The organism is Mesorhizobium sp. 128a (assembly GCF_053848025.1).
In genome coordinates, this window is the sequence record NZ_JBSPKY010000001.1 from 714605 (window position 1) to 735975 (window position 21371).

Consider the following 21371-nt stretch of genomic DNA (forward strand, 5'->3'; position numbering starts at 1 on the left):
GAGCCACCTCTCCCCCGCTCCGCGGGGGCGAGGAAAACCGGCCTTATGCGTTAACCAAATGGACGAACACAATGGGTTAGGCTAGGTTCCGGCCCCTCTCAGCAACGCCGGATCTGCCTTGCCCGACTTCCGTTTCCCCGCCCTCCTCCAGAGATTCTTTGCAGCCCTCCTGCTGCTCGTGTTCGTTGCCGGCTGCAGCACCACGGCGCCGCCCGACAGCGTGCTGGCGGTGCCGGCGGCGCAGGAGAAATATGCGGCTATCGTCGTCGATGCCGGCTCAGGCAAGACACTCTTCGAGGTCAGTTCGACGGCGCAGCGCTATCCGGCGTCGCTGACCAAGATGATGACGCTCTATCTGCTGTTCGAGGCGCTGGAGAGCGGCCGCGTCAGCAAGGAGACGCAGATCCCGGTTTCCGACAATGCCGCAAGGCAGCCGCCGACCAAACTGCGCTTCAAGCGTGGCGAGAGCATCGATGTGGATTCGGCGATTCGGGCGATCGTGGTCAAATCGGCCAATGACGTGGCGGTGGCAGTCGGCGAATATCTCGGCGGCTCCGAGGACCAGTTCGCCGCCATGATGACATCGAAGGCGCGCCAGATCGGCATGAGCAGCACCGTGTTCCGCAACGCATCGGGCCTGCCCGACAGCGGCCAGCACACGACGGCGCGCGACATGGCGGTGCTGGGCATGGCGCTGCGCGCCCGCTTCCCGCAGCATTTCCACTATTTCTCCGAAAGCGACTTCATGTTCCGCGGACGGCTGGTGCGCGGCCACAACGACATGCTGGGCCGCGTGCGCGGCGTCGACGGCATCAAGACCGGCTACATCAAGGCCTCCGGCTTCAACATCGTGACGTCCTACAATGCCGACGGCCGCCGGCTGATCGTGGTGGTGATGGGCGCTGACAGCGCCCGCCAGCGCAACGACCATGTCGAAGCGCTGATCCAGCGCAGCCTGTCGCCCGCTATGGCGGACACGAAGACGCGGCTGATGTTTGCGCAGCAGCAGCAACCCGCTTCGCCGCTTCCCGGCCTGCCGCCACCCGGTTCATCGCTTCCTGGCCTGCCTGGTTTCCCAGTTCAGTAAACAGCCGGCAATCCTACCGCACCACCAGAACCGGCGTTTCCGTCAGCGACAGCACTTCGGCCGTCTGGCTACCGAGCAGCAGGCGGCCGAGGCCCCGGCGGCCATGCGAGGCCATGACGATCAGGTCGCAAGCCTCGGTGCGGGCGACGTCGAGTATGCCCTCGGCGGGCGTCTTGTTTTCGATGTGCAAAGTCCTGGCCGGCACGCCGAGTTCGTCGGCCGAGGCCTTGCAGCGGTCGAGCACCTCGCCGGCGTAACGGCGGGCAGTTTCCTCATAATTGACCAGTTCGTCGCCGGCCGTGAACCCGGCGACGGCGCCGCCCCAGGCCAGGACCGGAAACGGCTCGGAGACATTGACGAAGGTGACCGTGGCCGCAAGGCTGTTGGCCAATGTCAGCCCGTGGGCAACGCCCTTGCCGGCGAGTTCCGAACCGTCGGTGGCGATCAGGATATGCTTGTACATGGCGACGACCCCTGTTGTGGGGCGGACCTGTGCCCCGGTGGCCTGGCGAAGCGCTTCACGGCGACACCGTCAGCTCTCCCATGGATATAAGCGCCCGGCCAGCTTGGCCAAAGGGTGAGGATGAGGCCAACCGGCGATGACCATGGCACCAGTGCGATGGCCGTGCTCGCGATCCTTCCTGGAAGGGGTAAGCATTCCCACAGGCTGTTCCCGCTTGCGCGATTTGCAGGCAGACGTGCCGGGCGCCCGCCGCCGTTGATCACAAGCGCTTGCTCAAGCCCTCAATCTTCGTCGCCACAGTGGCTATGCCGCGCCGGCTTGGCGTATATCGTGGGCGCGACAGCAGGAGCCGGCATCATGAGCACCGCCCCCAAACCATCCGAGCAGACCACCAACGAAAACGACAGCGGCGGCGAGTATTTCGAGGCGCCGCCCATCGGCGATCACGAAGCCGAGCTGGTCGCCGACGAGGCGCTCGAAGCGCCGGATGTTCCGGACTCCGAACCCGCCGGGCATGGCCGCCTGAAGCCGAAGCGAAAACCGTCGGCGATATCAGGCCGCAAGTTCCGCAAACGCGACCTGGTGCGCATCGACGATCTCAGGCCGAGCCTGGCCGACCGCATCCGCTCCGACCATCCCGACCTGCCGCGCGGCGCCCGCATCAGCCGCGAGGAGCTCGGCCGCTACCGCATGCGCTACATGGAGGAGTTACTGCAGCAGGAGCATGGCGAATTCTCCGAGCTCGACCGCCAGGTGGTCGAATCGATCGCCAGGCAGGACACGATCTCGGAAAACTCGGAAGAGGAGTTCGAGGAGCACAGGTCGTTCGCCGACCGCGTCTCCGACAATATGGCGGCCTTCGGTGGCAGCTGGTGGTTCCTGATCTCGTTCGGCAGCGTGCTTGCCGTCTGGATCGGCATCAATTTGATCGCGGGCATGAGCAGCGCCTTCGACCCCTACCCCTTTATCCTGCTCAACCTTCTGCTCTCCTGCATCGCCGCCATCCAGGCGCCGATCATCATGATGAGCCAGAGACGGACGGAGGCCAAGGACCGCCTGCGCTCCTTCAACGACTACCGGGTGAACCTGAAAGCCGAGCTGGAAGTGCGCCATCTGCACGAAAAGCTCGACTATTTGATCTCGCGCCAATGGACCCGGCTGGCCGAAATGCAGCAGATGCAGCTGGATGCGATGCACGAGCTGACCGGCGCGAAGAAGGCGAAGCGAACCACGCGCAGGGTGCGGCGGAGGGTGGCGAAGGTGGAGACGGCGGGGTGAGGAATGGTCCGCGTAGCGGACGAAAAGCCAATTGCCTGGCTTTTCGAATGACGAGCGCCCTGAGCCTGCGAAGGGCAGGACGCGGGACAATCCGGACAAACCTTTGCGGACCGGGCCAAGTTCACGGCGCAATTGCCCGTTGAAGCCCGGCGCGGCTTCCGCTAAGAAGCCGTTGCTGGCCGGCCTATCGGCTGGTTCGTTTTCAGGCTCCCTGAAGGCACCCGTAGCTCAGCTGGATAGAGCGCTGCCCTCCGAAGGCAGAGGTCACAGGTTCGAGTCCTGTCGGGTGCGCCAATTATTTCAACTGCTTAGCGTGATTTTGGCTTCTTTACGGACAAAGTCCCACACACGCAGCCCACACAGCCGACAAATAGTCGGCAGAGCGGAGCCGTACCCCTCGTGCCTTCGCCTCTCCCCCAAGGCACCGAACCCTCTATCAACTTCTCTGAGGCAAGGTGTCTGAAAGGCAGACTTGATCTGGATCAATGGCAAACCACGTCAAAGCAAACACTCGCCCAGCCCTGCTCTCGTTGGCATTGCGTGTATAGGTTTCGCCGACTTGATTGAACAGGAAGACTGGCGCTTCGCTTGACAACTTCGATATTGCTCGCCCATGCGGAAGCCTATCCTTGACCCCGAAATTGCCGACGAGGCGTCCACGTCTTCGGTCTTGACCGGGTACGACGAAGAACGGTTGCTTATCCACATTCGCCTGCTCGACGCCGCGACCGAAGATGCCGACTGGCGAGAGGTCGCCAGGATCGTCCTGCATATCGATCCAGAGAAGGAGCCGGAACGAGCGTTCCGGGCTTGGGAGACCCCTCTCGCTCGCGCCCGATGGATGACGACGAACGGCTACAAGTATTTGCTCGCCGGCGGGGCGCCGCACTAGCCTTAGTCTGCGCAGGGAAGCTGCGGGGGTGGGAGACCTGCGCCAAAGATGGCGATTTGCCATCCTGTGGCCGTGAGGGAAGACGATTTTTTTCATGCCCTCCCGGATATTTACACCCGGCCACCGATTCCCTTAATGGAAATGCAAGCAGGAGGGACAACTGAGATATGCCGCACGCTGCACCGGCAGACAAAGCCGTCCGGGTTTCGGTGCTCTGCCAGACCTTTAATCACGCATCCTTCATCGACCAAGCCTTGTCCTCCATTGTCACGCAGGAAACCACCTTCCCGTTCGAGGTGATCGTGCACGACGATGCATCAACCGACGGAACGACAGACATCGTCCGCGCGTACGTGGCGAAATATCCGGGAAAGGTGAGCGCGGTAACACAGCAAACCAATCTCTATTCCTGCGGCATCAGGGGCATGGTCGCGAAGTTTCTGCTGCCATTGGCTCGTGGCGAATACTGGATCGTCTGCGACGGAGATGACTATTTCACCGACGAGTACAAACTGGAAAAGCAGGTCAGATTTCTGGATGAGCGGCCAGATTATTCGTTGTGCTTCCACCCGGTTGAGGTTCGTTTTGAGGACAACAGCGAACCTACCTATCAGTTTCCTCAGAATGTAGCTGTCGGTAGACTCAACCTGGAAACCCTGTTGTCTGGGAATTTCATTCCGGCCAATTCGGTGATGTTCCGGCGCCAATCCTACCGTGACCTGTCGATCTCAAACATGTTACCGAACGACTGGTATCTGATCCTGTTTCACGCCATGGCTGGCAAGATTGGCTTTATCCCCGACATCATGGCCGTATACAGACGTCATGAGGGCGGGATTTGGGGCACTCGAGATAGGGCGCATCTGCGCACTCACGGTCTGAGTATTATCGTCATGCTGCATGAGGTATTGAAACTGTGTGGCGGCCAGCCGTTGCAGCAACAGATCATAAATGCGCAGATCACCGCCCTCGAAAGAGAAATTATAGCGCTTTTCGGTGTTCGTGGACGTTTATGCATAGATGCGGTGCGGAGTTGGTAGTGCGGCGCCTCGCAACTCGGCTGGCAGGACGCACCAGGCGGGCGGCCCGGCTTGACCTGGTCAGGACATCATTCCTGTTCAATGCTGCCTGGTACCTTGAGCGCTATCGTGATGTGCGCGATGCCGGTGTCGACCCTGCTTTGCACTACCTTGTCCATGGCGGGTTCGAGAATCGCGACCCTAGCCCGAGCTTCAGCACGGCCTGGTATTTGGACACCTATGAGGATGTGCGCGCCGCCCGTATCAATCCGCTGTTGCACTACCTCCAGCACGGCAAATCAGAGGGGCGCACCTTCGCCACCCATCTGAAGGTCATCAATGATCTGCTCACGATCACTCACAAGGTGTTCGTGATCGGCAGAAACAAGACAGGAACCACGTCCCTCGCCGCGGCCTTGGAGGCGGTTGGCTACAGGATTGGCTCACAGCATCAAGCAGAGGCTCTGCTTGATGATTGGCACCGTCGCGATTTTCGTGCCCTGATTGATTATTGCCATTCGGCGGATGCCTTTCAGGACGTGCCGTTCAGCCTGCCCTCTACATACAGAGCGCTGGATATCGCCTTCCCTGGCGCAAAGTTTATCCTGACAGTGCGGGATTCCGCGGATCAGTGGTACAAATCGGTCACGACGTTTCACGCTCATCTGATGGGCGTGGACAGACGGCCGACACCAGCCGATCTCAAGCAGTTCGGCTACCATGAACCGGGTTGGTTATGGCGCCAGCAACTCTACGTCTACGGCATCAATGAAGCGTCCTTGTACGACCCGGAGATTTACAAAGCGCACTATCTCCAGCACAACGCTGACGTGATCGAATATTTCAAGGATCGGCCGCAAAGCCTGCTCGTACTCAATCTCGCCCACAAGACGGCTGCCGGGAATCTCGCCCGGTTCCTCGGTATTGGCCAGTTGGGGATGACGATCCCACACCTGAATGCAACGCCTCAAAAAATGCGGCGAGGCAAGGCATGAGCACATCGACCCTCTACCTTGATCATTGCCATGAGCTGGCCCTGGTTGGCGGCATCCCGCCACGGCCCTACGGCGAAGCAACCCTTGCCGACCGGCCTGCGAGGAGCCGCATCCGTTATGTCGAAGCCAAGATGCCGGATTGGCGGCGCCTCACGGAATTGAGCGATCTTTGTGCGGAGCAGAATCAGTGGACCAATAGCGGTCCCCTGTCGCTGGCGCTTGGTCGCATCATCAGCCATATCGCACATGTGCCGGATTCCTACTGCACTGTGATGGCCAGTTCGGGAACTGCGGCGCTGTATGCTGCGGCTGGCATATTTGCCGCGAAGGCTGGCAAGCCTCTGCGCTGGGCGATCTCGGCTTTCGGGTTCTCCGCGACGCGGACAGGCCCGTTCGCGGGAATGACCATCGCGGTCGATTGTGACGAGCAGGGCTTTCTCGACCTCTCCGTGCTTGGCAAGATGCCAGATGACGGTTGGGACGGGTTGCTGGTCACCCGACCTTTCGGGCTCGAGCGCGATATGTCGGCCTACCGCCACTTTTGCGGCGCGCGGGGCAAGCCGTTGATCGTCGACGCTGCGCTGGCTTTTCCAGGGCTTCGCACTGTCGGGCCGCAGGTCATCGAAATCGTTAGCTTCCACCACACCAAGCCGTGGGGCTTCGGCGAGGGGGGATGTCTATTCGTGCCTGCGGCGGATGCGGCGCTGGCCCACTCGATCCTGAGTTTCGGTGAGGATCAGCCGGCCTGGGTCCTGCCCAGCGTCTCCAACGGCAAGCTGTCGGACCTCGCGGCTGCGGCGATCATCGATCGACTCGAGACGATGCCAGCATGGTCGCCCCGCTATCACACTCAACGCCGGCGCATCGTCGAAATGGTCGACCGATCGGACCTCGAGCGGTTGGGAGGCTATGACGCCGTTACCGTCGCGGCCAGCGTGCCGGTTCTGGCCCGCAGGCCGATCGGCATCGAGGACCTGCCGGACGTCGGTTTCGACTGCGGCAAATATTACGTGCCGTTGTCTATCTCGGCCAGGATGGCTGGTTCAATCTATGACCGAATCGTCAACATTCCTTGTCATGGCGACATGGCTGATATAGCCGATGCGCAAATCGAGGCGCTGCTGGAGCGCATGGCGCGCGGCTCTGTGTCTATCGGAGCCACCGTCAGGAAGTAAGTCATGTTCTGACTGCCGGGGGTGTCATGAAGGTAGTTGTTTTCGGCGACGGGCCGTTCGCCAGCCTGGTGTGGTATTGCCTGAAGCATGACAGCAGCCATCAGGTGGCGGCCTTCACCGTCGAGCGTGGCTTTCTTTCGAAGGACCGGCACAACGATCTGCCGGTCCATGCCTTCGAGGACATCGGAGATACCTTTGATCCATCGGAGACAGCAATTGCGGTTGCCATCGGCCCCCACGACAACAATCGCGTCAGGGCAAGGCTGCTCGATCAGGTCAAGGCGCGGGGTTTCCAGACGATCAGCTATCTGGCGAGCCGCGCCATCGCCGCGGCCGATTTCAGGGTCGAGGAGAACACCTTCATATTCGACGGCGCAGTGATCCAGCCTTTTGCGACAATAGGCGGCAACTGCATCATCCGAAGCGCCGCGCATGTATCTCATCATGTGCGGATTGCCGATCAATGTTTCGTTGCTGCTGGAGCCTGTATCGGCGGGAGCACCAAGATCGGAGCAGGCGCGTTCATCGGCCTGAATGCCACGATCCACGACAACATCGAGATAGCGCCGAATTGCGTGATCGGCGCGGGATCCGTCGTGACCCGATCGACCGATGCCGGCGGGATCTATGCCGGAGTGCCAGCTCGTAGGCTGCGCCAATCATAGACACCGTGCCTACAATGTGCGTGCGTCAACCGCGTGCTGCCAATCGCTTTGTTGAAACCTTCTTCGCTGACTTAGCCATAGCCTCACGCCCGAGCCCGCTGGACTTCGTCAGCGCCGACAGTTGGGCGTCACCATGGGATAGTCCGGCTTCAACCCTCGCGGTAGCAGGCGCACACGATCCGCTTCCGTCGCCCGGTTGAGATCCGCTGGGAGAGCGGGTAATCTGGCTGGACGAATAGATCGCGTTGCTGCGCTGTTCAGGAGCTCCGGCACTGTGCTATTGGGCCAAAATGGCAACGCATCGGAACCACGATCTTGACGGCCTTCGCGGCTTGGCCGCGTTCAGTGTAGCGGTCGGGCATTGCGCTTCTGTCGCCGGCGGCCTTGGGCCAGCCTATCGAATGACGGTTGCGACCGCGCCGGATGCGAGCCTGCATGATGCAGTTTTCCGCCTGCTGCACATCATCTTCCACGCCGACGCTGCGGTCATCGTGTTCTTTGTGCTGTCTGGCCTAGTGCTCTCCCGGTCGCTCAGACTGAGGGACGATGGCATTCTTTCTTATGTCATTCGACGGACCTTCCGCCTCATGCCCGTCGCCGGTGTCTCGGCGCTCATAATCGGCTACCTGACGCCGGCGAGCACGTGGGCGCAGATCCTCGGCGCCTCGATCTTCTACGACACGTCGCTCAACGGAGTTCTGTGGACCTTGCAGATCGAGGTTTGGGGAAGTCTTTGGGTTTACGCGGCCGCGACGGCCAGACGCATACACCCAGCGCTTTTCTGTGCCCTGCTGGTCGCCACGTTCGCAGTGTCCTATTTCGACCATCGCCCTATCCCGCTGTTCATGAGCGCCTTTGCCCTAGGCGCGATCGTCGACGACCTTCCAGCCGTCGCACCCAATCGTATCACCGCATCGCTCGGGCTTGTCGCCCTGATGACCGCGGATTTCGCGATGGACCCAGGCTTCGCAATGCGGTGCTGGCAGATGGCCGGGGCTTTCTGCGTTGTCGCCTACGTCTCACGACATTCGGTCTGGCTCACCGCAAATTCATTCGCCCACTTTCTCGGGCGGGTCAGCTACCCGTTTTACCTGCTCCACTTGGCCGGTGCGCTGATCATCGTCAACCTTGGCATTAAGGCGCTCGGACTGGATCCGTATTCGCTATTCGCCACCTACAGCGTGGCCTCGATCGCCATCGCCGCGTTGCTCGCGTGGCTCGTTCATACCGCCGTAGAAGCGCCTGGCATGATCGCAGGCGAGACGGTCAGACGTCTCCTTGCGACACCTAGAACCGCACCCGCGTCGGCTAGTCCAGTATCTCAACCGTAAGTCCCTGACAGGTGATGTCGCCAGCGCTAGCCGTGCCGTTCTGGCCCGTCCTGATTGCCGGCAGAGGTGATGAAGATGTCGGCCTGCAACCGCCACGGCGCGTTGTTAAATGTTGAGGCGTAATCAACGACAGAGTTTGCGCCAAACCACAACCGCATTGTTTTGGTGTTGGCGTTGGCTGCCACGGTACCCGAAAGCCGTCAGCCGCACCTTCTGCCCGGCAGCAGCGTGCTCGCCGGGATCGAATACGTCATGAGGTCTTCATGGGTGGTTATAGCCGTGGTTGCGGCCGAACCGGTGTTGCGGCTGACTTCCTTTGATGTGACGCCATTAACGACTCGCTGCCCGGTGGCGTTGACACCGGCGGCGCCAATGACGTTCGCGCCGTGCAACCTAACGTCAGCGAAGGGCGAGGCGCCGAGATCGACTTCGTGGTTCGACCCAGCAACCTGGTTGTTGTTCTCCGCCGTGAAGTTGCCCACGCGGACTTTCTTAGCCCCGCTCTGCACTACCAGCCTGGACTTTTGATCATAGGCGAAAAGGGCGTTGACGATCGATAAAGCGTGAAGGCCGACGACCGCGTCTCGGCTCTCCTTCGAGAGGCTGGCCGTTCTGGTCGAGAGGGTGGTGCAATTCGGGCGCGCTGTAAGGCGAATTCAGAATTGGCCGCTCATGAAAGCTATTCAACGTCTCCGCCCCGAACCGAATGCAACTGCCAGTATCCCACCCGTCTTTGTAGCTGTAATTTAGCTTGAGGAATACATCCAGACGCGTTTAACGTGCCTGACGCGCAATCAGTCGTGCGTTATTTAGGTTGTTCGACAGCCAACCTCGCGCGGCGACCGCCCTAAGCGGTCCGCTTCCGCGTCGGCCGGATCGCGGCTCCCAGCGGCCCAGCCTGCCACCTCGGAGGTGGCGCGCTTCGCGTACGTCTAGCGCGCCGGAAGCCAGCCTGCCGCGTCGAAAAACCCGGGCACGTCGTCCAGCCCATGGGCGATCGCGTCCGGCTGGTAGTCGGGCGGTGGGCGGCGCCCTGTGCCGCGGTCGACCCATACGGCGCGAAAGTCGAGATCGCGCGCGGCGGTCAGGTCGAGATGTGGGCTGGCGCAGATGTGCACAAGCTGGTCCCTGGTCACGCCAAGGGTTCGCCACGCATGTTCGAATATCTGCCGCGACGGCTTGTAGGCCTGCGCCTGTTCGGCGGTGATGACCTGGTCGATGGCGCCGCCGAGCTGCGCGACGTTGCCGGCGATGATGGCGTCATCGGTGTTGGAGATGATCGCCAGCCTGAAGCCGGCATCCTTTAGCCGGCGCAGCGTTGCGACGACTTCGGGAAAAGGCGGCATCCTGCCGATCGACGAGGTCAGCAGCTCCGCATCATCGGCCGCCGCTTCCAGCGAGAACTCACGCAGCGCCAGCCGCAGCGCCTTTGCCGTGACGTCGGCGAAGGACAAATGCGGCCTGGTGTGCTCGAGCTCATGCTCGTGCCGGTCATAGACGGGAATGAAGTCTTTCGCTTCGATCTTGCGGCCCTTGCGCGCAAGGATCGTTTCCATCGCCGCCATCAGGCCTTCGTCCCACTGGATCAGCGTTCCGTAGCAATCGAATGTCAGCCAGGTCGGGCGCGGCCCGTTCAATGCCATTTGAATACCTCAGGGAAAGTTGGCTGGACAGTGGCAGCGATTTCAGTCATTTGAAAATTAAATGTTGCGGTCGAGTCAAGTGGGAATTCGATGGAGCTGGATCTCGATCTGTTGCGCAGCTTCGTCGCCGTGGTCGAAACCGGCGGTTTCACACGCGCTGCCGAGCGCATCCACCTGACGCAGTCGACCATCAGCCAGCAGATCAAGCGGCTGGAGGCCAGCGTCGGCCACGGCCTGCTTGTGCGCGAGCGCGCGCCGGGCGGTGTGCAGCTCACCGAAGAGGGCGAAGTGCTGCTCGGCTATGCACGCCGGCTGCTGTCGATCTCGGCGGAGGCGGAAGCCGCCCTGCGGCACCCCGCGGCGCCGAAGACGGTGCGGCTCGGCGTGCCGGAAGACTTTGCCGGCCGGCGGCTGATCGACCTGCTGTCGGGATTTGCGACGGCCTCGCCGCACCTGCGGCTCGACACTGTCAGCGGCTGGAGTTTTGAGCTGCGGCGCCTTTTGGACAATGGCGAGATCGATCTGGCGCTGATCAAGCGCGAGCCCGGCGACGCTCACTGCCTGGGGCGCTGGCCGGAGACCCTGGCCTGGGTGGCCGGCCCGTCCGGCACGCTCGACGCCGACCCGTTGCCGCTGGCGATGTTTCCGCAGGGCTGCATCTACCGACAGAGGGCGACGCGCGCGATCGAGGCGACGGGGCGGATGTGGCGCATCGCCTATACAAGCCAGGGGCTGATCGGCGTGCAGGCGGCGGTGGCGTCGGGGCTGGGCATCAGCCTGCTGCCGGTGGATGCGGTGCTTCCCGAGCATCGCCTGCTGCGCGCCGCCGACGGGTTTGCCGAACAGCCGCCGTCGGAGCTGGCGTTGATCGCGCCCTCGCAACGGTTGGATGCGCCGGCGCGCGAACTGGCCGCGTTTCTGGTCGCAAACATCGGCAGCATTCTGCATGGGTCGGTCGCCCAGCCGAAGGAAGCACGGCGCCCGGTCGCGGCCCTGCGCTAACTGCCGCCTCTGCGGAACGGCCGCTTGACGGAAGCCGAAGCGGTAGAGCATGCTCCTCGGTGTGCTCCCAAATTGGAGCTTTGCAGCAGCTCTGGTTCCGGCGCTAGAACGGGAAAGGGTCTCGGCCTATTGAGCCCGCAGGCCTGAGGCCAAGAGTGCCTGGGACAGAATAGAGCCTGCCCGGACCAAACCTTGGTTTGGTCGAACGCAAGCCCGGAGCGAAAATGCGGACAAGGGACCGCCGCTCATCCTGCATCAGGATGACGGCGAACACCCCCAGGTTTCGTTCGTGGCAGAGTTTGACGCATGAGGCGTAGTCAAGTGTGGATTCATCCACGCAGGCAGGGCCGCCGGTCCCACCCTGCAAATATGGACACAGCCCAAGATCCGTCTCTTGATGCCAGCGATAAAGCTGCCGCGCCCCGGGCGTGAAGCCGGTCGTTCCCCGTTGCTGCGCCTGTCGGGAGAGCAGAGCAAGGTTCGCCTCGCATTGAGCCAGCTCGCCAATTGCCCTTGTGGCAGCCGCCGACCAGGATGCGCCTGCCGCAAACCCCATCGCCGGACACCGGCCGGAACTGTCGCTGGAGATTGCCGCAACGACCGGCACCGCCAAATCCAACGTCAGTCGCTGAAGCCGCAGTTCGCGACCTCGGTGCCGAAGCCAATCCTCGTAAGACGATACGGTGTCGCTTGCCATCGACTTCGGATCTATTCGAGGCAGGACAAGTCGATTGTACCACCAGATGGAGGTCGCATCTCGCTCTATCAGCTCGAGAAGTGCGCTCATCGCAGCGTCCTCAGGGTTGATGCCCAGCGCAAGTCCGTTCGAGTCGGCAGCCGGCAAAGATGATTCCCTGCCACCGGGATCATATCCGAGGAAACACAGGCCCGCGGGCACCCAGGCTTGCTCCGTGCCGAGCTTGTCGTCACTCAGGATCCAGTCTTCAGGCGCGGATCTGTCCCAGCGGGCCGGTACCATGTTGCGGGACTGTCGGTTCCCGGCCTCTCGCCGGTCATATTGCTCTTCGCTGAAAATAAGGATGCCGGGCGGCTCGACGACCCGCCCCTCGATCGCATCGGCACACGACCGGAGAATTCGCCCCTCGGGAATGATGTGGGCGAAGTAGGTCTCGTCCGCCTCATAAAGGCAGCCTTGCAGCGCCTGCTCGACTGTCGGGCCCCAACCAGACACGAAGTAAGTGCTCTCATCGCCATCCCTGGCGGCGCGAACGCGGCCGGCCGCCACGGTGAGAGGACAGCCGAGCAATGGGTCCGAGATCACCACCGGGCCATAAAGAAGACTTGACCCCACGCAGACCTCGAATGTGCGGATCTTTCGCATTGCGAGCGCTTCAGAACGGATTTTGCCCTGTCGTGCGTCGGAAGCTCTCGTGTGGCAGTTTACACGCTGCCATGCGCGATAGCATCATGCAAATGTGCTAACGTACGTTCGGACGTCCGACCCGAGGTATGGATGACCCCAAAGCCTGGATTGAGCGCAAACAACGGCACCCTGAAGCGTCGCCTGACTGCGATCGTGGTCGCCGACGTGGTCGGCTATTCGCAACAAATGGCGGAAGACGAGGAAGGCACCTTTACCCGCGTCCGGGAGCTGATGCACGACGAGGTCCCAAGCTACGTTCATCGGCATGACGGCCGCGTTGTAAAGAACACCGGCGACGGTGTCGTAGCGGAGTTCCCCAGCGCGGTCGAAGCGGTCCGGTGTAGCGTGGCTATCCAGGCCTATCTCGCAAGCCCCGAGCGATCGTCGCCCGGTCTGCTGCTTCGAATGGGCATAAATTTCGGCGATATTATCGTCGACGGGGACGGAGACGTGTTCGGCGACGGTGTAAACGTAGCCGCACGCCTTGAACAGATCGCCGCCCCCGGAGGCATTTGCCTTTCGGCAAAAGTGCATGAGGAGGTCCGCGGAGGACTGCAACTGCCCTTCGAATATTGCGGCGAGTTTCTGCTCAAGAACATTCCCCGACCCGTGACAGTCTACTCGCTTGTTCACAGACCCGAAGGCCCTTCTCCGAGGGTCGGCGCCGAGACTTCGGGCTCGAACACGCCATCGATCCTGGTCCGCCCATTCGTCAGCACCGGCGGCGTGGAACCCTATTTCAGCGAAGGGTTCACGGAAGACGTCATCACCGAGCTGACGCGGTTCACGCAGCTCTCCGTCGCGTCATATCATACCTCGTTGCGGCTCAAGGATGTGGAACTGCCGAAGCTGGTCTTGGATATCGGGCTCGATTTCGAGCTTTCGGGGCGAATCCGGAGGATGGGGAAGCGTATCCGCCTTTCATGCGAACTGGTTGACGCCACGTCCGGCGGCGACGTTTGGGCCGAGCACTACGACAGCGACGATCAGGACATATTCGAAGTGCAGGACGAGCTGGTCCGCAAGATCGTGGGCACGGTCATCGGGCGCCTCAAGGCAGCGGGTGCCGAGAAGGCGCGGCGCAAGCCGCCGGCCAACCTGGCGGCCTATGAGTGCGTGCTGCGCGGCAATGCCCTGCCGCTCGGCGACCTCGCGTCCGAAGCGGAAGCCAGGCAATGGTATCAGCGCGCCATCGACCTCGATCCGACCTATGGGCGCGCCTATGCCAAGCTGGCTCACTACAAGCAGCTGGAATGGTTTCGCGACATGGGATCTTCCGACGCCCTGCTCGACGAGGCGCATGCAATTGCCAAGAAGGCGGTGGCGCTCTCCGCCAACGATCCGGTTTGCCTCAACATTCTCGGCTGGGTGCTGCTGCACCGGCGAGACTTCGACGTCGCCGCGCAACTCTACGCACGGGCCCTCTACCTCAATCCGAACGATCCCGAGCAGGTTTCCTATCTCGGCACCCTCTACACATTTTGCGGCGAACCGGATCGCGCCATGCAATGGTTCGAGCGGGCGCAGGTGCTCGATCCCCTCTACGAACCATCCTGGTATTGGCCGTTTCGCGGCATCGTCCACTTCATTGCGGGCCGGCCCGAGCCGGCATTGGTCGCTTTGAGCCGTTCGTCGACTATGCCGACATGGGTTACGGCCTACATGGCCGCTTCGAGCTCGGCGCTTGGCCGGGACAGCGATGCGAACTTGTATGCGGCTCGCGTGTTGGCGGGTACGCCCAGCTTTTCCAGCAGTCGATTTGTGGCCAAGGAACCCTATCGCCTGGAGGAGGATCGGGCCACGCTGTTCAAGGGGCTGCTCGCCGCAGGGCTGCCGAACTGATATCGACGTTTGCTATCGGCAGCCGAAAAGGACCGCGGACGCAAGCTCTTCATGATAGTGCCGACCCTGTGCGTTGTTGTGGTACTTCCCCAGGTAGTCCAGCAGGTCCGCTCGCGTGACGACGCCTTCCGGCAGAGCTGGCAGGACCACAGTCAGCTCCGTTGGGGGATCGCACACCACTGTCACTTTCGCGTCGACGATCTGCTCCAGCACAATCTTAAGTTCGCCGAGAAGAGACGCATCATTCAGGTCCTTTACCTTCGACACTACGCCATTCAGCAAACTTTTGCCTTGGTAGTCGATATCAAGACCGCCAAGATCAACAACGCTAAAGGTTTTTCCCGCAGTGCCCGTGGTGATCTGCCCTACCCTCACACTTCGAAGGCCACCAGTCTTGTCTTTAGTGCGCAGAGCTATGACGTCATTGGGCATGAATGCGTTCGGTATGTCGACGGTTATACTCAAGGAACGACCGGTCGAAGTCACTGTTGATATAGCCGCTGATATAGTCGCCGTGAACGCGGGCGGCAAAGCCTTCAGCCAAGCCCCCACGAGCGACGCGCCAATCTCCTGAGCCTGTCGGCCTTGCTTGAGTTTCACCTTGGGCACAAGCGTCGCTCCCCGCGCTTTGAGGCGTGCGAGAACAACCTAGGCCGCTTTTTCTTTGGCTGCAAGAAGAGCCTCAAGCGGTTTACGTCCAATGCTTTACCGTGGACAGACAGAGGTATTGGGAGCATGCTGCCAGTCAGTCGACCAGCAGACGGTGGGGATCCATGAGGTTCGCCTGGCTTGTGACTTTTCTCGCCGCCAACCTTTCCGCGGCCACGATCGTGTACGCGGACGAAGCCCCCAGCGAGCCGCAAGTAACGCAACACACATTCATCGCGCCACTTGCGGACAAGGACAGGTTTGGATCGGATATCGCCGACCTGAAGAAGATCAATCCGTCGGGGGCCGCCCTGCAGGCTGTCGACATGCCGGACCTGGGATTTAGCCTGGTCACCGGAAGCTTTACCGACGAGGAAGCGGGCAAGCTTCTATCTGAGGGGTATCAGGAACCGGACTCACTGGAAGTAAGCCTGTTCGCGGATGGCGGTTGCGAAGGACTCAGCCCGCTAGCGCCTGTGACGGGTGACAAGCTCGTGCCGCCGAGCGTTTGCAGAGTAATCGGGTCGCCCACTCCTCAGCCCGAGGGATCCGCGGTCTGGGTCATCGATAGCGGTGTCGATGACGACGTCGTCGCAAAAGGGCTTCTTAACATTTCGGAACGGATCAACTGTATGGCCACTCCATGCAGCACGAGCATCGGCGTGCCAGACCATCAAGGTCACGGCACGATGGTCGCAGGCATCATTGGCGGAATGCGTGTGAAAAGCGGAACAACCGGAAATCAATACCTTGGCATCGTTGGCGTCAGTCCCGGAGTGCCGCTCAAGATTGTCAAGGCATTTGAGAGCAACAAGTCGAAGATCTTCGGACCGCCGCTTGCCGCCCTGCAATATGTCAGTGAACATGCGTCCGCCGGGCAGATCCTGAACATCAGCTGGGGCGCGCAGTTCTTGGAGACCGCGAGGAAGGGTGGCCAATTGGACCTGCTTGGTCAGATGGACAAGCTGCTGTTTGAGATCGCAAACAAGCAAGTCCGCATTGTGATTGCGGCGGGCAATGCGCGGGAAGGCGACGAGGCGTCGTGGGTACAGTCTTTTTTCCCGGCGAATGCGTCGGAATATTTGTCTCCAAACCCGACGCAAGGCTTCATCCAAAGTGTCTCGGCATCCGACAGCACTTATGTCCCGACCGGCACCACCGGCACTGGCGCGTGCAGCACCGTTTCAGGCAATTGGTGTGATGAGCTTTGGAATGGTGGCTCTTTTGGCGCGGCCATGTCCGAGCCCGGCGTTGACGTCCGGGTGCTTTGGCGGAGCACAAACAACAAGTTAAGACAGAATATCTGTTCGGGGACATCCCTTGCCGCTCCCGTTCTGGCAGGACTGCTGGCTCGGACCACTGCGAGTTTGCCGAAAGCCCAGGTCAAAAAGGGCGTGATCCCAGATGCCGATCAGCTTGGGTATTCGACGGCCGGAACGCCGGACGTCGTCAGTAATCCGGATTATCCGACATGCAATTGACGCGCCGTGCGGCCCTCCAGTGTTTGGGTCTTACCTCGCTGTTTGCAACGCGCGCAGCGCGCGCTTCGGCGGTTTTTGCGGGCGACAGCCAGCCGCGGCTGCTGGTCGTTCATCTCAGGGGTGGACTTGATGCGCTGGCCGCGCTGCCGCCCCATGGTGATCCGGATTTACGGCGGGCGCGAGGCAGGGCGAAAGAACCTGGCGACCCCGACGACGCATTCGGTGTGAAGCTTGATCCGCTGTTTGCGCTTCATCCGGCGCTGGAACCTCTTGCCCCGTACTATTTAGCCGGCGAATTACTGGTCCTGCCCGCAACGGGCATCCCGGGTACCGGGAAATCGCATGGCGCCGCGCAGAGGGTCTTGTTCGACGGCGATGTCGACAGCGGCGATTTTGGCTGGCCAGGGAGAGCCGCTTCGGTGCTGTCGCAGGGACGGCAAACAATCTGGCGTGCAGCGCCGGCCGGCCTGCAAAATGATGTGCTTTTCGATCTTGTGTTGGCCAATCCGGGCCTTGATATCGCTCGCCTTTGCCTTGGTGAGGCGTGTGGTTCACCCGGAGACGCGGTGCAGACGTTGCTTGCGCGGCGACATTCGCTGAGTGCGGCCAGCTTTGCCGCGGCGGCGACCTCCGCGGCGCAGGCGCTGTCCAGGCCCGACGGTCCGCGCGTGGCCCTGCTGCAGTTGGACGGCCTGGATACCCATGTTGCTCAGGGAGAGCGTCTTTCGGCGACCCTTGGGACATTGGCGCGTGGTATCTTTGCGTTCTCGGAAGCGGCAGCCGCAATCTGGCGTCAAACCGTTGTGCTCGGCATTACGGAATTCGGGCGCTCCATCCACTTCAACGAACAAGGCGGCACCGACCATGGCAGTGCCAGCGTGGCGTTCTTGATGGGTGGTGCGATAGCCGGGGGGCGGATTGCGGGTCACTGGCCCGGATTGGCGGCAGATCAGCTCCGCGAGGGGACCGACCTAGCGGTCACGACCGATGTCCGCTCGATCGTCAACGCGGTGTTGAAGGACCATCTTGGACTCTCCAGCCAGGCAATTGCGATGGTCGCTCCAAGCACATCGGGTCTTCAAGCAATTAAAGGCTTGCTTCGGACTTGACGCACGCTTGGCAGAACGCGTAGCGGCGCCAACATCTGGCATACGCTCCCTTGTTGACGACCATCCTTTCCAGGTTGGCCAGATGACAGACTAAGACTTCCTTAAGATACCTTGCACCTTGCTGGTACTTACCCACTGGCCTTTTCAATCCGCCGCGCTATCTCCATTTCGTTAGGTCTTGCTGATGGAGGTTTTGATGGATCGGCGATCATTCTTGACAGCATTGTTCGGCGTTGCGGGGGCCGCGGCGCTTGCTACTACGGTTCGGCCTCTCGAGGCCATGGCCGGGGTTCCCAATCTCGGCAACGGCATTCTCGATGAGCTCGACAAGCAGGATGCCGGTGCTTTCGATGACGACGAAGGCCCGGGCGATGTCGAGCAGATCTACCATCGGCGATGGCACCATCGTCGCCATCACAGGCGGCGCGTCTGGAGGCGGCACTGCCGCACGTTCTGGCGGTACGGCCGGCTGCACCGGCGCTGCTATCGCAGGCGCTCCTATGTCATCTTGCGGTTCTAGCCGCAGCTTGGGGTTTGGAATAGTCCTGCCCTGAGGCGCAAATACCATCCCGATTTGCTTCGGGATGGGCCGTTCAGGCTTGCCCCGCCACCGCCGCCACCGAGTCGCGCTCGACCAGCGGGCACTCCAGCTTGGTGATGGGATAGCGGCCACGGCCGGGGGGCGGCGGAACTTCGAGCTGCTCGATCGCCCATTGGCCCATCGCCATGTGCGGCAGGATCGATGTCGTCAGCGGCGGAAACAGATGCCGGGCGATCTCCTCGTCGTCATAGCCGACAACCGAAATGTCCTGCGGTATGTGCAGCCCCGCCTCCTTCAGCGCCTCGTAACAACCGATGGCGGTGCGGTCATTCTGGCAGAAGATGGCGGTCGGGCGATCTTTCAGCGCCAAAAGCTTGACGGTCGCGGCATAGCCGGCGCTGGCCGACCAGTCGCCTTCGACCACCAGCTCCGGATCGAACGGGATGTCGGCGGTGGCGAGCGCCCTGCGATAGCCTTTCAGCCGGTCCTGCGCGGCCTGCATCCATGGCTCGCCGGTGATGGTGGCGATGCGGCGGTGGCCATGGCCGATCAGATGCCGGGTCGAGCTCTGGCCGCCGGCAATCTCGGAAGGCACCACGGCCGGGAAGGCATAGTCGGACGTGTAGCAGTTGAGCAGGATCACCGGGATGTCCAGGCCGTAGAGGAAGTCCGGCACCGTGATCTCGCGGGTGAAGATGGTCATGTAGATAAGCGCCGAGATGCCGCGCTTGCTGAGTGCGGCAATGGCGCGTGGCTCCATCACGGCGTCGCCCATGGTCTGCGCCACAAGCAACACATTGCCGGCGTTCCACGACGCCTGGCGCGCTCCCTCGATGGCGACGACGGCTTCCGGACTGGTGGCCAGCTGATCGACGGCGAAGCCGATGACCCCATCAAGCCCCTCGAAGGCGGGAACCGGCTTGCGCAGCGCCGAGAAGGCGGGGGCGGCGTAGCCGAGCGCCCGTGCGGCATCGATCACCCGCTCGCGCGTCTGCTGCGATAGCCTGATCCCCGGCGAGTTGTTAAGAACGAAAGAGACGGTCGCCTGCGAGCAGCCGGCGGCCCTGGCAATATCCGTCATGGTGACGCGTCCGACCTTGGCGCCCTTCGCCGGCGCTTTGCGCCGCCGCGCCGTATCGGTGTCCTCCGGATCCTTCGTCTCGCTCATGGCATTTTTTGTCCCTAATCCCTCGCCTCTCTAGCGGCAGCCTGTCAGGCCGACAAGATGGCGTGGCGCCGTCGATTAATGAAAATTGTCGAAGGCGTTTATGTTTATTATCAGGTTTGAAGTTCCTCCACCATGCGACTCCGCGCTCTTGAACCTTATAGACTGCAAGGCATCCACCTGGGATGCAGCCGATGCGGAACGCGTTCGGAAAGAGCCTCATGGCCCCGTCGAGCGTTGGCTCGAGGCCTTCTACTAATACTGTTTACTAATACAAAAATGCGCTGTAACGTCAATCCGTCGCGCCCGGCTCCGGTTATGGGCGGCGCGGCAGAAAGTGCTGTGAGCAGCCTGATGGCGAGCGGGATTTGTCTCCGCAAGCTTTGTCTCGGATATATGATATGTCAGACAAATCGGACTATTTACGAGCGCGAGATGAGTCTCTAAAGTCCGCATCGTGACTGGAACGACGCCATTCTTTTTGAGTGCCGGGAACCCCTGAGGAGGAGGGCGTCCAAGCCGCAAGCGGCAAATTCAGGTGAAGGCAAGAACGTTCAGTCCGACGACTGAACCAAAATGGGAGGTTGAACATGAATTCCTTGATACGACATGCATCCGTTGCCACCGCAGCACTGCTGCTTGGCCTGACAGTGACGGCGATCGCGCGCGCCGACGACAAGCCGACGCTGGCCTTCGTGGTCAACGGCGCTTCCGACTTCTGGAAGGCGGCCGAGGCCGGCGTCAAGAAGGCGCAGGCCGAACTGCCAGACTACAATCTTGAGCTCAAATATCCCGAGCAGTCCTCGGTCGCCATCCAGCAGCGGCTGATGGACGATCTGGTGACGGCCGGCGTCAAGGGAATCATGGTTTCGGCCGTCGACCCCAAGACCTCGACCGACGGCCTGAACAAGATCGCCTCTGAGACGGCGCTGTTCACCACCGACAGCGACGCCCCGCAGACCAAGCGCGTCGCCTATATCGGCTCGTCCAATGTCGATGCCGGCAAGCAGGCGGCCGAGATCGCCAAGAAGGCGATGCCGGACGGCGGCAAGTGCCTCGGCTTCGTCGGCCTGCTCGGCGCCGACAATGCCAAGGAACGCATCCAGGGCATGAAGGACGGGCTCGCCGGCAGCAAGATCGAGCTGGTCGACGTGCGCGGCGACGATATCGACCAGGCGCGCGCCAAGAAGAATGTCGAGGACGCGCTGGTCGCCAGCCCCGACATCACCTGCATGGTCGGCTTCTATTCCTACAACACGCCGCGCATCTATGAAGCGCTGCGCGACGCCGGCAAGCTCGGCTCGATCACCGTCGTCGGCTTCGACGACGATCCGATCACGCTGGGCGGCGTCAAGGAAGGCACCGTTGCCGCGACCGTCGTGCAGCAGCCCTTCGAATGGGCCTATCAGGGCATGAAGCTGATGGCCGCCTATCTCAAGGGCGACAAGTCGGGCATTCCGGAGGGTGGCCTGATCATCATCCCGACCAAGATCATCGGCAAGGACGATGTCGACACCTATGCCGCCAATCTGAAGGCGATGTCCGGAGGCTGAGACCACGAGCAGTTATGCCGGCTCAGGGTTCGCCTTGAGCCGGCGATCATATTGACGGGCCCTGTCAGGCCCGTCAGTCTGCTGAAGGGGCCGTTTTG

At 61.6% G+C, this 21371-nt stretch carries 20 protein-coding genes and 1 tRNA gene; 15 read left to right on the forward strand and 6 right to left on the reverse strand.

The genetic code is table 11. The annotated features are described in order from the left end of the window. Positions 1 to 118 precede the first annotated feature (118 nt). Positions 119 to 1087, forward strand: coding sequence for a D-alanyl-D-alanine carboxypeptidase family protein (locus ACWTU9_RS03265; RefSeq protein ID WP_455857054.1), 969 nt, complete (start codon positions 119 to 121; stop codon positions 1085 to 1087). A gap of 13 nt (positions 1088 to 1100) precedes the next feature. Here ACWTU9_RS03265 and ACWTU9_RS03270 read toward each other — a convergent pair whose 3' ends face one another. Further along, entirely contained in the window at positions 1101 to 1550 is a 450-nt protein-coding gene (locus ACWTU9_RS03270; protein WP_454587381.1) for a universal stress protein, read from the reverse strand. 357 nt (positions 1551 to 1907) lie between these two features. Here ACWTU9_RS03270 and ACWTU9_RS03275 point away from each other — a divergent pair, with 357 nt between their 5' ends. From ACWTU9_RS03275 to ACWTU9_RS03310, 8 genes are all read left to right on the forward strand, one after another. Beyond that, the gene (locus ACWTU9_RS03275; protein WP_455857055.1) at positions 1908 to 2828 is read left to right on the forward strand and encodes a DUF1003 domain-containing protein; all 921 of its coding nucleotides are present in this window, start codon (positions 1908 to 1910) and stop codon (positions 2826 to 2828) included. 217 nt (positions 2829 to 3045) lie between these two features. Next, a tRNA-Arg gene (locus ACWTU9_RS03280) sits at positions 3046 to 3122 on the forward strand. Between the two features lie 319 nt (positions 3123 to 3441). Further along, positions 3442 to 3720, forward strand: coding sequence for a DUF2285 domain-containing protein (locus ACWTU9_RS03285; RefSeq protein WP_455857056.1), 279 nt, complete (start codon positions 3442 to 3444; stop codon positions 3718 to 3720). A gap of 167 nt (positions 3721 to 3887) precedes the next feature. Beyond that, complete coding sequence (locus ACWTU9_RS03290; RefSeq protein WP_455857057.1) at positions 3888 to 4760, forward strand: glycosyltransferase; 873 nt, start codon at positions 3888 to 3890, stop codon at positions 4758 to 4760. Continuing rightward, positions 4760 to 5734 (forward strand): sulfotransferase, encoded by a 975-nt coding sequence (locus ACWTU9_RS03295; RefSeq protein ID WP_455857058.1) that lies wholly within the window; start codon positions 4760 to 4762, stop codon positions 5732 to 5734. The genes ACWTU9_RS03290 and ACWTU9_RS03295 overlap by 1 nt, the downstream gene beginning before the upstream one ends. Next, the gene (locus ACWTU9_RS03300; RefSeq protein ID WP_455857059.1) at positions 5731 to 6909 is read left to right on the forward strand and encodes a DegT/DnrJ/EryC1/StrS family aminotransferase; all 1179 of its coding nucleotides are present in this window, start codon (positions 5731 to 5733) and stop codon (positions 6907 to 6909) included. Before ACWTU9_RS03295 ends, ACWTU9_RS03300 begins: the two co-directional genes overlap by 4 nt. 26 nt (positions 6910 to 6935) lie before the next feature. Further along, positions 6936 to 7574 (forward strand): acetyltransferase, encoded by a 639-nt coding sequence (locus ACWTU9_RS03305; RefSeq protein WP_455857060.1) that lies wholly within the window; start codon positions 6936 to 6938, stop codon positions 7572 to 7574. Positions 7575 to 7864: 290 nt separating this feature from the next. Then, positions 7865 to 8905, forward strand: a complete 1041-nt coding sequence (locus ACWTU9_RS03310) for an acyltransferase family protein (RefSeq protein WP_455857061.1) — start codon at positions 7865 to 7867, stop codon at positions 8903 to 8905. A gap of 200 nt (positions 8906 to 9105) precedes the next feature. On the opposite strand, the gene ACWTU9_RS03315 is transcribed toward ACWTU9_RS03310, so the two are convergent. Both ACWTU9_RS03315 and ACWTU9_RS03320 read right to left on the reverse strand, forming a co-directional pair. Beyond that, the gene (locus ACWTU9_RS03315; protein WP_455857062.1) at positions 9106 to 9387 is read right to left on the reverse strand and encodes a hypothetical protein; all 282 of its coding nucleotides are present in this window, start codon (positions 9385 to 9387) and stop codon (positions 9106 to 9108) included. 450 nt (positions 9388 to 9837) lie between these two features. Next, complete coding sequence (locus ACWTU9_RS03320) at positions 9838 to 10548, reverse strand: haloacid dehalogenase type II (protein WP_455857063.1); 711 nt, start codon at positions 10546 to 10548, stop codon at positions 9838 to 9840. 90 nt (positions 10549 to 10638) lie between these two features. Between ACWTU9_RS03320 and ACWTU9_RS03325 the strand changes: the two genes are divergently transcribed. Continuing rightward, on the forward strand, positions 10639 to 11550 hold the full coding sequence (locus tag ACWTU9_RS03325) for a LysR substrate-binding domain-containing protein (protein WP_455857064.1): 912 nt from the start codon (positions 10639 to 10641) through the stop codon (positions 11548 to 11550). Between the two features lie 103 nt (positions 11551 to 11653). Here ACWTU9_RS03325 and ACWTU9_RS03330 read toward each other — a convergent pair whose 3' ends face one another. Continuing rightward, the gene (locus tag ACWTU9_RS03330; protein WP_455857065.1) at positions 11654 to 12892 is read right to left on the reverse strand and encodes a YcaO-like family protein; all 1239 of its coding nucleotides are present in this window, start codon (positions 12890 to 12892) and stop codon (positions 11654 to 11656) included. A gap of 132 nt (positions 12893 to 13024) precedes the next feature. Between ACWTU9_RS03330 and ACWTU9_RS03335 the strand changes: the two genes are divergently transcribed. Then, on the forward strand, positions 13025 to 14776 hold the full coding sequence (locus tag ACWTU9_RS03335; protein WP_455857066.1) for an adenylate/guanylate cyclase domain-containing protein: 1752 nt from the start codon (positions 13025 to 13027) through the stop codon (positions 14774 to 14776). Between the two features lie 12 nt (positions 14777 to 14788). Here ACWTU9_RS03335 and ACWTU9_RS03340 read toward each other — a convergent pair whose 3' ends face one another. Continuing rightward, positions 14789 to 15208: a hypothetical protein gene (locus tag ACWTU9_RS03340; protein ID WP_455857067.1), complete on the reverse strand. Its 420-nt coding sequence runs from the start codon at positions 15206 to 15208 to the stop codon at positions 14789 to 14791. 341 nt (positions 15209 to 15549) lie between these two features. On the opposite strand from ACWTU9_RS03340, the gene ACWTU9_RS03345 reads away from it, so the two are divergent. From ACWTU9_RS03345 to ACWTU9_RS03355, 3 genes are all read left to right on the forward strand, one after another. Then, positions 15550 to 16905 carry a S8 family serine peptidase gene (locus ACWTU9_RS03345; RefSeq protein WP_455857068.1) on the forward strand — a complete coding sequence of 452 codons (1356 nt, stop codon included), beginning with the start codon at positions 15550 to 15552 and terminating at the stop codon, positions 16903 to 16905. Further along, entirely contained in the window at positions 16896 to 18014 is a 1119-nt protein-coding gene (locus tag ACWTU9_RS03350; protein WP_455857069.1) for a DUF1501 domain-containing protein, read from the forward strand. The genes ACWTU9_RS03345 and ACWTU9_RS03350 overlap by 10 nt, the downstream gene beginning before the upstream one ends. A 196-nt stretch (positions 18015 to 18210) precedes the next feature. Then, positions 18211 to 18534, forward strand: coding sequence for a twin-arginine translocation signal domain-containing protein (locus ACWTU9_RS03355; RefSeq protein ID WP_455857070.1), 324 nt, complete (start codon positions 18211 to 18213; stop codon positions 18532 to 18534). Between the two features lie 73 nt (positions 18535 to 18607). Here the strand turns inward: ACWTU9_RS03355 and ACWTU9_RS03360 are convergent, their stop codons facing one another. Then, positions 18608 to 19723: a LacI family DNA-binding transcriptional regulator gene (locus ACWTU9_RS03360; RefSeq protein ID WP_455857071.1), complete on the reverse strand. Its 1116-nt coding sequence runs from the start codon at positions 19721 to 19723 to the stop codon at positions 18608 to 18610. Positions 19724 to 20310: 587 nt separating this feature from the next. Between ACWTU9_RS03360 and ACWTU9_RS03365 the strand changes: the two genes are divergently transcribed. Next, positions 20311 to 21273, forward strand: coding sequence for a sugar-binding protein (locus ACWTU9_RS03365; RefSeq protein ID WP_454575316.1), 963 nt, complete (start codon positions 20311 to 20313; stop codon positions 21271 to 21273). Positions 21274 to 21371 lie beyond the last annotated feature (98 nt).